The sequence below is a fragment of the Pontibacter silvestris genome (assembly GCF_020907275.1).
In the GTDB taxonomy this organism is placed as follows: Bacteria; Bacteroidota; Bacteroidia; order Cytophagales; family Hymenobacteraceae; genus Pontibacter; species Pontibacter silvestris.
On record NZ_JAJJWI010000012.1, the window covers coordinates 61,552 to 76,383 of the forward strand.

The window sequence follows — 14,832 nt, forward strand, 5'->3', positions numbered from 1 at the left end:
GGCTCTGAGCCTAGATAAAGAGAGGCTTAATGTGTCGCTCCCACAGGTTTTCTGTTACATGTTTGCCTACTTCTGTTTTATTCTCCTTCAAAGCATCAGTAAAAGCTGCTCCTTTTTTGCCTGCCAGCTTATATGCACAATGTATCAGTTGGCGGAAGTTTGGGTTGTACTTAGGATTGCTCTGGTCGTGGCGGAGGGCTGCAGCAAAGTCTTGCCCGGACCAACTGGCTACCTCGTCAGTAGATGGCAACTGGTCTTGCTTGATAGAAAGAACGGTGGCATAAGGTGCTGTTAGCTCTTCGTATCTATCCAGAGCTTCTGCATAAATGTTTTTAGCCGTTTTAAGCCCTTCCTCACTGTTCTCTGCCAAAGCTGCCAGTTCTTCCAGCCAGGTAGTGCCGGCTGTTTTAATATGAATGCCAACATCATATTTCTGCATCAGCTCCCTTATTGGTTTATAAATAGAGAACTTATCGCTGCCGCTATGTACACTCAGCTTCAGCGTATCCGGCAAGCCAAACTCTTGTATGGCATAACGAATTACCAGAATGTCCTCTTCAAACTCTTTCGAGAATTGCGCTATATCACCTTCGTAGTCTACTCCTTTATAAAACTGACCTGTGAATTTTGGCGCAATCGATTGTACAGGAATCGAATTTTTAGCCAGCATTTTCAGGATAAAATATAGCTCCACAGGGCTCTGTGGCTCATTTACCTCATCCATTGAAACCTCAGTTATAAAACTGTCGGCTCCTTTTTTATCAGCAATATATTCGTAGATGTTTTTGGCCTCCTTGGTAGCTCCTAGAAATTTATTCGCTATCTGCTGTAGCAGGGCTTCATCTACCGAAAAAGGTTCGGCTATGCCTGGTATTGAAAGTTGTCCCAGTTGCTCTTTATTCTCATCGATAAATGTTTTGACTTCTTCCTGAGAAGCAGGCTTACCTATGTATTCGGCTACATCAATAGTAAAGAAATCAGAAACATCAAGAAAGGCATCTACATTGTTTAGGTTTATGTGGTCAGCATCCACTAAATAGTCGTTTTGCCAGTTTAACTCTTTTACAGCTGCGTCAGCCTCTTTTCGGACATCCTGAGGAGAAGTGTTGAGTGTAATGTGCTCCCGGTTAGATTTGTTCCAGGTAGGCGTGATGTTTACCCCTGCTTCTTTTGCATTTAAAAAGGCCTGAAGCTGTGCTTCTCCCTGGTGTGCAAAGCGGTCGCCAATGCCGAATGAATACTTACTGATTTTTTTCATATAATGTATCTATATACAGTTGTGGGCTCAGAATTTTCACGTAGTAGAATAATCAGTCGATCTTGTTCTGAATTACAAGAAATCACAATAAATTCAAACTAATATAATATTTTAATATTTAGGATAACTAATGTTAGTGCAAATAGTTGTACAGAGCCTGAGAAAGGTTACTAAATGAAGCCTTAAAGCAATGCTGCAGTAGTTTCATGCTAGAGAGTAACGCTTACACTGAGTCTGCTCTTACCTGTTCTGCTGATTGCTGAAGCTGCGTAATATTTTTAGCTACTATTTCAGGTAAGCCTTCAATTTCAGTTAAGTCTCTGTCCCAGAAGCTTGTGTTGGACAACACCGTGTTCACTACCTCTGATACATTTCCTTTTGCCCAAGCGGTTTTAAAGAATTCAAGTACATCTTCAGAGTCGTTCAGCGCTATAGGTTCTCCGTTCCATTCGCCTTTGTAGAAAAGAATGAGGGCAGCCAAAGCGTGTAAAAGCCTTTCTGGAAGTGCACCTTTTCGTTTATGATATTCCAGCACAGAAGGCAGCACCCGCACTTTATACTTAGAAACCGAGTTCAGGGCAATCGACATAAGCTCGTGCCGTATAAAAGGGTTTTGAAAGCGCTCTATGACAGCATTGGCAAACTTTTCTAACTCTTTGGCAGGCAGCTCCAGGGTAGGTACGATCTCCTCAAAAATAGCTTCTCTGATGAATTTACCTGCCCTAGGATCCTCCACAGCTTCACGCACTGTTCTTAGGCCTTGTAAGTAAGCAACAGGAACTAAAGTTGTATGGGCGCCATTCAGGATACGCACTTTACGGGTACGATAAGGCGTAAGGTCATCTACAAATTTTACTTCCAGGCCAGCCTTATCACTCGGGAAAGCTGCTTTGACAGAATCCGGTGCTTCAATTACCCATAAGTGAAAAGGCTCGGCTTTTACAACAAGGTTATCTTCGTAGCCAAGCTCCTGCTGTATTTCCTTGATATTATCTTTAGGGAAACCCGGCACAATACGATCTACCAGTGTGTTGCAGAAGGTATTTTTTTCATTGATCCAGGTGATGAAACTTTCCGGCAGGTTCCAGTGCTGAGCGAACTGTAGAACAGTGCTTTTCAAAGCTTCTCCGTTTTTCTCAATCAATTCACACGGAATCATGTTCAGTCCTTTGTCAGCTGCTCCACTAAAGCACTGAAACCTGTGGTACAGCAGGGCTGTTAATTTGCCTGGGAAGCTGTTCGGCAAAGTGTCCATGTTTTTATCTGCTTCGTCAAAAGCAATACCAGCTTCTGTGGTGTTCGAAATTATAAACTCCAGTTCCGGGTTCTCGCCAAGTTTCAGGTATGCCTCGTAGTCATCATAAGGGTTTATGGCATTCGAAACACAGCTTATCAGCCTCTTTTCCTGTGTCGGCTTTCCGTTCTGTATACCATCCAGCAGTACATGGTAAAGGCCATCCTGCTGGTTCAGCAGGTGAACGATGCCATTTTTCAGCGGCTGAATGATTTCGACAGATCCGTTAAAGTCAGTTTTCTCGTTCAGGATGTCAATTATCCAGTCTACAAATCCTCTCAGGAAGTTCCCCTCACCAAATTGCAGGACTTTTACTGAACGCTTGTATGGCAGGTTGGCCGTGTCTCGGTTTAGTGGCTTCATAATTTAAAATCTAGAATTTAGTTTCGGACTAAGTTTGGAAATAAGTTATGTCTTCGGGTTTCTTAACAGGTATCTACTTCTCTTGCTTCCGGAGAGTCGACTCTCTGAAGATAATTTCTGGTTTAAGCACTATCTTCTGCGAGAAGTTATTACTACCAGCAGAGTTTAAATGCTCAAAGAAAATCTGGGCTGTAACCTTCCCCATCGTAATGCTTAACTGGTCTACGGATGTTAAAGGAGGGTCAGTAAAGGAGGTGAAAGGGTCGTTACTGAAACCTGCCAGTGCGATTTCCTCCGGAATTTTTATCTTTCGCTCCTTTAATATCTGCATGGCTCCCATAGCTCCATAATCACTGGCAGAAAATACGGCGTCAGGTATGTCTTTTAACTGCAACAGCTGCTCCATGCTTTTTCTGCCATCTTCCAGCTGCAGGTTGCTGCTAACTACAAGTTGCTCGTCAAATGGAATATTGTTATCACGCAGAGCATCTGTATAGCCTCTAAATCGTTCTTTAAAAACGCTTACTTTTTTAGGACTGGTAAAATGGGCGATGCGTGTGCAGCCCTGCTGTATTAAGTGCTCTACTACTTTATAGGCACCAAAGTAGTCGTCAATTACTATCTGGCTGGCATCAAGTGCTTCGGTTGTCCGGTCGAATAATACTAAAGGAACACCTTTTTCCTGGGCTCTTTTATAATGCTTAAAGTTTTCGGTGTTTTTACCAATGGAGGCAATAATCCCGTCTACCCGAGCGCTTAGAAGAGCATCTATGGTCTGTACTTCCTTTTCATAGTCGTCATAAGACTGGCATATAATAACTTTATAGTTAAGTTTGTTAGCTATTTCTTCAATGCCTCTTACAACAGAAGAGAAAAATGTTCTGTCTGCTGTAGGTACTATAACCCCTATAATATGGCTTTTGCCGTTTCTTAGAGCAGCTGCAATATTGTTTGGCTGATAGTTAAGTTGTTTTGCAGCTTTCAACACAGCCTTCTTTGTTACATCACTTATTCTTGGGTTATCATTTAACGCACGTGATACGGTTGAAGCTGTAATGTTTAATCTTTCAGCTATATCATGTATCGTTACCTTCGGTTTACTCATCATGTTTGTCATAAGAGAGGCCTTAGTTATAGGGTTACATAATTTTTTTGAGTCAATTCCTGTAGTCTATGGCCAATTTATTGTTCTTGGATATTTAAAGTATCCTGTAATATCTTGCTTCGTAAAAGCCTTGCACTTAAGAAGGCTTTACAATCAGTTCATTTAGAAGCCACTCTAATGAAGAGTAGGCCTTTGTTTAAGTTGATATCTTTCTTTTATTTCATCAATGCGCTTTTAAAGTGCTAGCGTAATCGGTTGCGCATTAGGGTTAGTATTGCGCAACTACTTATAAGCTTCTTTTATGACGCTAATATACTGGAAAGCCTGCCTACCTATAAATTTTTCTCTTGCTTTACTTAGTTATAGATAAATATCTATAGGGATCAGACAATTTTTTTATAAAAATACTAACTACTGTTTGTAAATTTATGTAAAAGTTTTTAATATGCAATCGGTTGCACAATAAAATAATAATCAGTTGAAGAAAAAGATCATCGATGGTCTTAAAGTTGATAGAAGTGGTATAGTGTAATTTATTATTAATCAGATGCTTGCAATATACCTGAAAGTAAAGCAAAGCCTGTGTCCGACAGGCTAACCCTATAAGTTTTTTAGAAAGTCTGCTTGTCCTATGGCAGCTCAACTTAGATTACTGTCGTTGCATAAGGATTTATTTATGCATGCCGTCTAACAAATAATCGTTTGTATATAATTAGTTAAATGGACTCTATTTTAAGTGCTATTTTGTTTTATGAGGAGGTGCTATTTAAAAGCAGAATAATTACAACTGCAAAACATACTGTTAGTCGATTTGCTGTTTTGTAAATGTTTTAAAGGTGTTCCATATAAATATAATAATATAACTATACATTTTAACTATCTATTCCATGCAACATGCTTTACTAAGGAAGAATATGAGGTGCGTCTTAATGCTTCTTTTCGTCTTCACTGCTTTTGCAGATGTGTTTGCCCAGGGCATTACTATAAAAGGAAAAGTGACTGACGAAGAAGGCATGGGCTTGCCCGGCGTAACTGTCCGCTTAAAAGGATCATCCACCACGGGTGCTGCTACAGACATTGAGGGTAATTACTCTTTAACATTGCCTGATGGTACTGGTGTCTTGGTTTTCTCTTTTGTCGGCTTTGAAACAAAGGAAGTGCCCGTTGAAAACAGGTCAACGGTTAATGTGACTATGGGGGATGATGCCAAGGCACTGGAGGAGGTTGTGATTATCGGCTATCAGGCAGTGCCAAGAAGGGAACTAACTGGTTCGGTTGCTTCGGTAGGGGCCAAGCAGCTGAAAGATATTCCGGTAAGTACTGCCGCAGAAGCTCTTACTGGCAGGCTGGCAGGGGTGCAGGTAACAACCACAGAGGGGCGGCCTGGCGCAGATATTCAGATAAGAGTGCGTGGAGGAGGTTCTCTTACGCAGGATAACTCTCCGTTGTACATAGTGGATGGTATTCAGGTGGAGAACGCCTTATCTTTTCTGTCTCCTCAGGAAATTGAGTCTATTGACGTGCTGAAAGATGCCGCTTCAACGGCTATTTATGGTGCGCGTGGAGCTAACGGAGTCGTGGTTATCACCACTAAAGGGGGCAAGGAAATGCCAACGCAGGTTACCTATAATGGTTTTGCCGGGGTAAGAAGCATCGTGAATAAGCTGGATGTTATGAACCCATATGATTATGCAAAATATCAGTATCAGATATATAACTATAACACAGATGAAGACACCCGTAACAGTTTTGTTGAGAGATATGGCTATTATGATGATTTAGATATTTATCAGAACATGCCTTCTACTAACTGGCAGGACGAAGTTTTTGGAAGAGATGCGAAGAGTCAGACACACATTATAGGTGTATCCGGAGGCTCAAAAACGACATCTTTTAACTTTACCCTGAACCATACCAATGAAGATGGTATTATGCTGAACTCAGGTTTTGTGCGTACGCTGGCTTCATTAAAGTTTAACCATTCTATATCGGATCGGTTCAAGATAGGTTTAAATACCCGTTATAGCCAGCAACGTGTAGACGGAGTGGGAACCTCAAGCACTGGCTCTCAGGGAACGAACAGGCTTAGAAATGCCGTGCGTTTCAGGCCATTTATTGCACCTGGCATGGAGAACACCGCAGATGAGTTTGACCCTAACTACTCAAACCTGACTAACCTGACCAGTCCCTTGCTTCTGGCTAACCAGGAACTAAAGTATGATTACCGGAAGGATCTTCTGATGAATGGGTGGTTTAGCTATGACATTATTAAAAATCTAACTTTCAGAAGTGTAGTAGGTATTAGCAGAACGACCCGCGAAATAAACGAGTTCGACGGACCGGTTACAAGTGTTGCCAGGCAGAACAATGATCAGCCAGTAGTAGAGATGTCTTCTGAAGAAAGCCTGTCTCTGACAAACTCCAACACGCTGACCTACCGTTTTAAAGTTGCCGAAAATCATAATGTGAATATATTGCTTGGGCAGGAAATCTGGCAGAGAGAAACCGAAAACGGTAGCGTTACTACAAAATGGCTGCCTGCTGACATTACGCCGGAACAGGCTTTTGCCGGAATACAAAAAGCAACTCCTCCTTCAGGAGCAATTCAGCCTTCTCCTACTACTTCTGAGTCTAAGCAAACACTGCTTTCTTTCTTTGGAAGGCTAAGCTACAACTATAAAGATAAATACCGTGCGGTGTTTAATGTGCGCCGTGACGCTTCTTCTCTCTTTTCTCCAGAAAACCGTGTAGGTTATTTCCCGTCGGCTTCACTGGCATGGCATATAGCAGAAGAAAGTTTTATGTCCGGTACTGATGACTGGCTTTCTGACCTGAAGCTACGTTTAAGTATGGGCGCTGTTGGAAACAACAGGATTGGCATTGACCGCTGGAAGTCTATGTATTCGGCTTCGGCAGATTATGGCTACGCTTATACAAATGCTATTACTCCGGGTTTTGTGTCGGCTGATTTAGCAAATACTAACCTGACATGGGAAACAACCATTTCCAGAAACCTTGGGCTAGACTTTGCTTTGCTGAACAACAGGGTGTACGGCTCCATAGATGTTTATAGAAACAGCACAAAAGACCTGTTACTACTGGCAAATATTCCTCAAACCAGTGGGTATAGGCAACAGTTTCAGAATGTTGGTGAAACCGAAAATAAAGGTATTGAACTGCAGTTAGGCGGAACAGTAGTAGACACGAAAGACTTTACCTGGTCAGCTAACTTCAATATTGCCTTTAACAGAAATAAGATTGTGAGCCTTGGTATTGATCCAAATGGGAACCCACGTAACTCTTACCTCGAAAAGTCAGGTTGGGTAAACGACCTCCAGGATTTTATGGTAGAGGTTGGGCAGCCAATAGGCCAGTTTTACGGCTATGTAACTGATGGCTACTACACGCTGGATGACTTTAATGCCACTTATAATGAAACTTCCGAAACATGGAGTTACACCTTAAAAGAAGGCGTGGCTAACTCACAAGATGTTGCTCTTGGAGGGAAAGCCCCGCAGCCTGGAGACCTGAAGCTGAAGAAGCTGGCTGATACGGGTAACATGATGGTTACCGCAGAGGACAGAACAGTGCTAGGCAATGCACAACCAAAGTTTATTGGTGGTTTAAATCAGCAGTTTGCTTACAAAGGTTTTGACCTTAGTCTGTTCCTGAACTTCTCCTATGGAAACAAAGTGTACAACGCCAATAAGATTGAGTTTACATCACAGTATCTGTACCGTGACAATAATATGTTAACGCTAATGAATGACAGATGGCAGTGGTATGATGATAACGGGCAGTTAGTAACAAATCCTGAGCAATTGGCTGCCATGAACGCAGATACTAAGTACTGGACGCCGCCTACAGGGCAGTACTTCCTGCATTCTTTCGCTATAGAAGATGGTTCGTTCCTGCGCATCAGCAATTTAACCTTAGGCTACACGCTTCCTGAACGCCTGGTAAAAAAGACAAAGGTGTTTTCTAACTTCAGAATATACGGAACAGTTAATAATCTACTGACTATTACAGGCTATTCTGGTTATGACCCGGAAGCAAACACCCGCCGCAGCTCACCGCTTACACCTAGTGTTGATTACGCAGCTTATCCGCGCAGCCGCTACATTCTGGGTGGTGTTAATGTAACATTTTAAGTTTTAAACAGTCTCTGAGATGAAAATAAAATATATAAAGCCGCTTTTATTGTCTGTGGCAATGGGAAGCTTGCTGGCCATGTCGTCATGCGATAATTACCTGGATGTTGAAAATCCGTCCACTTTGTCACAGGAAGCAATTTTCAGTAGTGTTTCCTATACCAGTTCTGCTGTTACAGGTATTTATAACAAGCTGATGGGTGACGATAGTTACGGAAGCCGCCTCTCTACGCTTTTGCCAAATGCCGGTGATGATTTTGTAGTGGCAGGTACTTATAATGCCCTGGAACGAATGGCTATAAGTGGCTTTGGTGTACACCCCGGAAATCAGGATGTCGGTAAGCCGTTCTATCAAATGTACGAAGGCATAGAAAGAGCTAACATTGCTATTAAATATATTCCGGCCTCACCTTTGTATACTAATGGCACTCCTGCTGAGCAGGCAACTATGCGTAAATTATATGGCGAGGCCCTCGCTTTACGTGCTCTGTTTTATCATGAGCTGATTCGTAACTGGGGAGACGTACCAGCCTCGTTTGAGCCTTCTGCTGACATTCCAGATCTTTACCTGCCTAAAACAAACCAGGATGAAGTTTATGATCGGCTGTTGGATGACCTGGCACTAGCCTCTGAGCTGGTTCCTTGGAGATCAGAGTCAGGAGAGCCTAACACACGCATTACGAAAGCTGCTGTTAAAGGCCTTCGGGCAAGAATAGCGCTGGCACGGGGTGGGTATGCCTTACGCCGGCAGAGCAACATGATGGAGCGTCGCAGCGACTATCAAACTTTTTATCAGATTGCGAGAAATGAAACACGCGACATTATACAGAAAAGCGGCGAACATAGCTTGAACCCTAGTTTCGAGGCTGTGTTTGTAGCTCTTAACTCAGGTAATGCAGACCCTTATAATGAAGTCATTTTTGAAGCTGGTGCTTTCGGGAAAGGTAACAAAACTGATAGTAAGCTAGGGTATGGTAACGGTATCAGGATTGACCAGAACTCCAGCTACGGGAAGGCAAACGGTCTTATCGCGGCTGTCCCAACTTATTTTTATGAGTTCGATTCAATTGCTGACACTAGAAGAGACGTAACCATTGCTTACTTCACTATTGATAAGGATGACAACAAAGTGCTAACCAGATCCACAGAAATGAGAGACGGTAAGTTCAGGAAATACTGGACAAGCACGCGTGATGCCAGCCAGAACCTGGGCATTGATTGGCCAATTTTACGGTATGCTGATGTGTTGCTGATGTTTGCCGAGGCCGAAAACGAACTGAACGGACCAACAGCTGAGGCCATAGAGGCTTATGAGACTGTTAGGAGAAGAGCATATACAGGTAATGAAGATAGAATGGGAGCTACACCAACTGATAAGGAAGGCTTTTTTGATGCGATCGTGCATGAACGCCTGCTGGAGTTTGGTGGTGAAGGAATCCGCAAATATGACCTGATCCGCTGGAACCTGTTAGAAACTACTATAAATGACACAAAGGCAAAACTAGCGGCTTTTATGAACGGAGAAGGCCGTTATGCTAATGTGCCGGAGGATATAAACTATCAGGCAACTGATTTTCTTAACACAAAGGTTTCTGAGGAAATGGCAGCGCTTAATCTTTATGGTGGAGCAGGATTTCCTGACAGCGGTGCTCCTTTGTCAAAAGTAATGTACAATCCTGAGCCAGGCTCTGTACCGGCAGGTTATACTTCTGCTCGCTGGAGATCAGCTTTAGACGAAGCTTATATCGAAAACTATGCAGTAGCCTTTAAAGCCAATCATTCAGAGCTTTTCCCTATTCCTACTGATGTGCTGAATCAGAATTATAATATAACCCAGGATTATGGATATTAATTGTTAATCAGAACCATGAACATAAAATTTCAAGGCATGAAAAGAATTCTAAACAAAATATCCCATAGTCTTATTCCTATTATGCTGCTTGGGCTGTTAACGGTGGCATGTAAAGAGGAAATAGATGAACTGGAGCCTATGCGCATGTTTACACCTGCCGGGGCTATTAGCTCTGAAAGCGGTGTGAGCCAGGTGAAGTTAACCTGGAACCCAAGCCTTTATACAACAGAAAGCAGCGGCGTTACTTACACGGTAGAAGTTGCTGCTGATACCCTTTTCGAAACACCTGTTATACTTACTGTTGAAACAGATACCTCTGGCGTAGTGTTTACAGACGATCAGCTGGAGATAAGAAAGGAATATTTTGCCCGTATCAAAGCCAATGCTCTAGGCGACAGACCAGAGTCTCATTGGGTGGTAAGCAACAGTTTCCGGATTATAGGAGAACAGATCATACTGCTTCCTATTTACAGCCCTGGTGTTAAAGCGACAAGTGCAACTTTAAGATGGAGAGTTACTCCAGGCATAACCAGAGTGGTAGTCACGCCAATGCAGCTTTTGCCAGGTGAGGCTGAGCCGGTAGAAGCAGGTGATCCTATGGAATTTCCTGTTACGGAGGAGGAAGGAACTGCAGGTAAAAAAGTAATAGAAACCCTTGAATCTAACACTATTTACAATGTGCAGATCTATGCTGGTAATAAAAGTAAAGGGTATGCTTCTTTTACAACTAAAACGAAAATTAACTATACTATTGTATTGACTCCTGATCAGGACTTGGCCACTGCTATTCAGGCCAGTGCTGACGGTGACATAATTGGTTTGGAACCTGGTGAATATGATGCTACTTCAACGATAGAGATATCTGGTAAATACATTACACTTATCTCTGTGTCAGGCGATCCTGCAGATACGAAAGTGAAATACAAGGAGTTTGAGTTAAACGGAGAGGGTGCCGGTGTTAAATTCTCTGGAATAGACTTTGATGGCGAGGAAGCGGGTGCATCTTATTTCTTTAACTTAACAGGCGGTGCTACAAACTTCAAAAACTTTATTGTAGAAAACAGCATCGTTCATCATGCCAGCAACACTATATTAAGAGGAAACAGAGCTGATAAGAGCGATTTTAAAGTTGATACAATCAAGTTCGACAACACCTTCATTTACGATATTGGCGAAAGCGGAAGCTATTCTTTTCTGTTGTTAGATGAAATGGAGTTCAAAAGCCTTGAGCTTACCAACTCAACCTTTAACAATATTGGTAGGCAGTTAATTAGCTGGGCCACCGATTTAACGGATAACCCTGTGCCTTCTATACTAATTGACCATTGTACCATAACTAATTTCGGATATAGAAATTATCCTTTACTGGATGCAAACGGAAACAAGGTAAACTTCACGATGCAAAACTCTATTCTGGTCAACATTCCTAAGCCAGAATCAACTATCAGCAGTGCTTTTGTAAGAGTTAGTAGTTCAGGTTCTACCATAAATGCATCCTATAACAATCTCTATAACCTGACAAATGGCGAGGGAGAAGAACTGGAGTTTCCGGAAGGCAGTCAAATGACTAACAATCTGGCAGTGAACCTTGGATGGAGTACGACAACAACCAGCTTCCATTTACCTGCCAGTTCGCAGTTAAGATCAGCAAGCTCGACAGGTGGTGCTATAGGAGACCCAAGGTGGTTGTTCTAACTTTTTAGATAGCTGCGTTAGGTATTGTCTGAATGGTGAAGCAATAGATTGAAAAACCTCAGACAAAACTATGTTTCAAAATTCAGGAAGAGATTAACAGCTTTACAACAATTCATATGATAAAACCATTCTTGCTCTTACTACTTCTACTGTTTGTGTTTCAGGTAGAGGGTTTACGGGCGCAGAACCTGAAGAAAGAGTTTCCAGAGTCTTTTAGCATCAGCGTTCATAATCCACTGGATATGCAGCGTAAAGATGTGATGGTGTTTATACCAGAAGAGGAAATTATTAAATACAGCCCATCCTTTAATAAAAAAGCCTTTGTGGTACTGGACGGAAAGAGTGAGGTGCCCAGCCAGTTTAACTTAAAAGATGACCAGGGAAAAGGGATCGTTCTGATACTAGACCAGATAGGTGCAAAAGCTGCCAAAAACTTAACTGTTCGCTACAATCAAAGCGGAGAGAATAAGCGAAGCTATACTAAACGCACGCAGGCAGAGCTCTCGCATAAGGTAGGCGGCCATTTTGAAAACCGCAAGTACATCGGTGGTACAGGCTTTCAGAATGTAGACTCTTTGCGTGTGCCCGACGAAGTAACAGACCATTCTTATTACATTCGTTACGAAGGACCGGGTTGGGAATCTGACAAAGTAGGATACCGGTTTTACCTGGACTGGCGTAATGGAATAGATGTTTTTGGCAAGAAAACCAAAGATATGGTGTTGCAGCAGGTAGGGCAGGATGGCTATGATTCTTACCACAACCAGCAACCCTGGGGTATGGATGTGCTTAAAGTAGGTAAAGCACTGGGTGTAGGCACGTTGGCAATGTTTCATGAAGGCAATGCAAACCGTGTAGCCGAAACAGATAGCATGATCTGTGTTATTGCCGAAAATGGCAATGTATACTCTTCTATTCGCACAAATTATTATGGCTGGAAAGTTTCAGGTCTGACGATGGATGTAAATTCTCATTTAAGTATCCATGCAGGTAGCCGGCTGACACATCACCAGGTAAAGGTAAATGGAGGGCACCCACAAAACTTATCTACTGGTTTAATAAAAGATAAAGCTGCTAAGTTGTACAAACAACAAGGTAACAACCAACAGTGGGGGTACCTGGCAAGCTATGGCAAGCAGAGCCTGAATGGTGAGGGAGATAACTTAGGCATAGCCGTACTTTTTCGCCCGCAGGACTATCAGGAGTTTACCGAAGATCAGTACAGCAATGTTGTAAAGCTATCACCATCTGCTAACGGCGAACTGGAATATTATTTCTTAGCTGCATGGGAGTTAGAACCGGAAGGCATTAAAACGAAAGAGCAGTTTATAGACTACCTGAACAAAACAGCACAGGAACTAGCCCATCCGGTACAGGTGAACTTCACCTCAAAGCCGAGACTGTAACTGTATTTGTTAGCAGAGATAAACTTTAATCTTAATTCGATAAAGTAAACAGATGAATATAAAAGGCGTAGTAACAAGAGCTATTCTTCTTTGTTTAGGAGCTCAGGTAGTTGTGTTTTCCGGTTGTGCACAGCAGCAACCAAGCGGTGTTTCTATAAGCCAGGAGCCTGAAGATAAACAGCCTTTAGCCTTCCCGGGGGCAGAAGGATTCGGGAAGTACACTACTGGTGGTCGTGGGGGTGAGGTATACACTGTAACAAATCTGAACGACAGTGGGCCAGGCAGCTTGCGTGAGGCTATCTGGAAAAAAGGCCCTCGTACTATTGTGTTTGCTGTTTCAGGTACAATTGACCTGGAGGCTCCCCTGGATATAAATAATGGAGACATTACTATAGCTGGTCAGTCAGCACCAGGAGATGGTGTTTGCCTTCGGAACTATCCTGTAAGTGTAAAAGCAGATAATGTTATTATCCGGTACATGCGTTTCCGGCTTGGTGATAAGAAAGCACAGGAAGCAGATGCTATTGGAGGAACCAAAGGCAAAAGTAATATTATTATTGACCACTGCTCCATGAGCTGGGCCACAGATGAGGGCGCATCGTTTTACAGCAACAAGAACTTTACTTTGCAGTGGTGCATCATAGCAGAGAGCTTAAACCAGTCGGTGCACCATAAAGGAGACCATGGGTACGGAGGTATATGGGGTGGCGAAGGAGCTACTTTTCATCATAACCTGCTGGCAAACCACAATAGCCGTAATCCACGGTTTAGCGGATCTAGTAGCACAACAAATTCAGCAGACGAACTGGTAGACTTTCGGAACAATGTTATCTTTAACTGGAAGAACAACAGCATATACGGAGGGGAAAAAGGTCGGTACAACTTAGTGAATAACTACCTTAAACCTGGGCCGGCAACACTTGAGTCTAAGAGAGACAGGATACTGGAGCCTTATGCTCCTTATGGACAGTTTTATGTTGCTGGCAATTACATAGATGGTTTTGCAAATATTTCAGATGATAACTGGGATGGAGGAATCCAATGCGAACATCCTGATTCAGTCAAAGCAGAGCACCCTTTTTCGGTAGTTGCTATAAAAGATCATGAGCCGGGCAGGGCTTATGAGTTAGTCTTAGCGCAGGCAGGAGCCAGTTACAAAAGAGATGCTGCAGACGCAAGAGTGGTAAATGAAGTCAGGTCCGGCAAGCCTTCCAGTGGCAAAGAAGGCAATGGCATCATCGACTCGCAGGGTGATGTAGGAGGGTGGCCGGAGCTTAAATCCTTGCCTGTGCCTGCCGATGCCGACAGTGACGGAATGCCGGATGCATGGGAGAAGAAGCACCAGCTTAACACGAAAGACAAGAGCGATGCTGCTGCTTATACACTGGATGATCAATACACAAATATCGAAGTTTACCTGAATAGCCTGGTTAGTCCAAAAGGTCTGCAGTAAGAACTTCCTTGCATTAACAGCAGAATAAAGCCATTGTAACATGATACATGCTAAGCTATAGCTTTAAACTCTGCTATACATAAGGAAGATATAGGCAAATAATAATTTAGCGTAACATGTCTCTCTTATATCCATCATTGGAAAGACAAAGCCTATAAATTATTAGATTTAACTAACGTTTGTTGTAAAAGAGCTAATTTTATGTTAATATGCAATCGGTTGCGCACAGAGCAAAAGGTGATTATCAGGCTACTA

General features: G+C 42.6%; 8 protein-coding genes. 5 read left to right on the plus strand and 3 right to left on the minus strand.

What is annotated here, in order from left to right:
* Positions 1 to 10: 10 nt before the first annotated feature.
* The 3 genes from LN995_RS12435 to LN995_RS12445 form a co-directional block, all read right to left on the minus strand.
* On the minus strand, positions 11 to 1,258 hold the full coding sequence (locus LN995_RS12435) for a tagaturonate epimerase family protein (RefSeq protein ID WP_229961400.1): 1,248 nt from the start codon (positions 1,256 to 1,258) through the stop codon (positions 11 to 13).
* 223 nt (positions 1,259 to 1,481) lie between these two features.
* On the minus strand, positions 1,482 to 2,915 hold the full coding sequence (locus tag LN995_RS12440; protein WP_229961401.1) for a tagaturonate reductase: 1,434 nt from the start codon (positions 2,913 to 2,915) through the stop codon (positions 1,482 to 1,484).
* A 73-nt stretch (positions 2,916 to 2,988) separates the two neighbouring features.
* Entirely contained in the window at positions 2,989 to 4,023 is a 1,035-nt protein-coding gene (locus LN995_RS12445; RefSeq protein ID WP_229961402.1) for a LacI family DNA-binding transcriptional regulator, read from the minus strand.
* A 926-nt stretch (positions 4,024 to 4,949) separates the two neighbouring features.
* Here LN995_RS12445 and LN995_RS12450 point away from each other — a divergent pair.
* The 5 genes from LN995_RS12450 (at position 4,950) to LN995_RS12470 (ending at position 14,577) form a co-directional block, all read left to right on the plus strand.
* Positions 4,950 to 8,171, plus strand: coding sequence for a SusC/RagA family TonB-linked outer membrane protein (locus LN995_RS12450; protein WP_229961403.1), 3,222 nt, complete (start codon positions 4,950 to 4,952; stop codon positions 8,169 to 8,171).
* 19 nt (positions 8,172 to 8,190) lie between these two features.
* Positions 8,191 to 10,023: a RagB/SusD family nutrient uptake outer membrane protein gene (locus LN995_RS12455; protein ID WP_229961404.1), complete on the plus strand. Its 1,833-nt coding sequence runs from the start codon at positions 8,191 to 8,193 to the stop codon at positions 10,021 to 10,023.
* A gap of 36 nt (positions 10,024 to 10,059) precedes the next feature.
* Positions 10,060 to 11,718: a DUF4957 domain-containing protein gene (locus LN995_RS12460; RefSeq protein ID WP_229961405.1), complete on the plus strand. Its 1,659-nt coding sequence runs from the start codon at positions 10,060 to 10,062 to the stop codon at positions 11,716 to 11,718.
* A gap of 116 nt (positions 11,719 to 11,834) precedes the next feature.
* On the plus strand, positions 11,835 to 13,124 hold the full coding sequence (locus LN995_RS12465; protein WP_229961406.1) for a DUF4861 domain-containing protein: 1,290 nt from the start codon (positions 11,835 to 11,837) through the stop codon (positions 13,122 to 13,124).
* Positions 13,125 to 13,176: 52 nt separating this feature from the next.
* Positions 13,177 to 14,577: a pectate lyase family protein gene (locus tag LN995_RS12470; protein WP_229961407.1), complete on the plus strand. Its 1,401-nt coding sequence runs from the start codon at positions 13,177 to 13,179 to the stop codon at positions 14,575 to 14,577.
* The last annotated feature ends 255 nt before the right edge of the window (positions 14,578 to 14,832 follow it).

Coding starts and splice junctions, on each gene's coding strand:
- LN995_RS12435 (WP_229961400.1), bottom strand. CDS start 1,258: ATGAAAAAAATCAGTAAGTATTCATTCGGCATTGGCGACCGCTTTGCA.
- LN995_RS12470 (WP_229961407.1), top strand. CDS start 13,177: ATGAATATAAAAGGCGTAGTAACAAGAGCTATTCTTCTTTGTTTAGGA.
- LN995_RS12460 (WP_229961405.1), top strand. CDS start 10,060: ATGAAAAGAATTCTAAACAAAATATCCCATAGTCTTATTCCTATTATG.
- LN995_RS12450 (WP_229961403.1), top strand. CDS start 4,950: ATGCTTCTTTTCGTCTTCACTGCTTTTGCAGATGTGTTTGCCCAGGGC.
- LN995_RS12445 (WP_229961402.1), bottom strand. CDS start 4,023: ATGATGAGTAAACCGAAGGTAACGATACATGATATAGCTGAAAGATTA.
- LN995_RS12440 (WP_229961401.1), bottom strand. CDS start 2,915: ATGAAGCCACTAAACCGAGACACGGCCAACCTGCCATACAAGCGTTCA.
- LN995_RS12455 (WP_229961404.1), top strand. CDS start 8,191: ATGAAAATAAAATATATAAAGCCGCTTTTATTGTCTGTGGCAATGGGA.
- LN995_RS12465 (WP_229961406.1), top strand. CDS start 11,835: ATGATAAAACCATTCTTGCTCTTACTACTTCTACTGTTTGTGTTTCAG.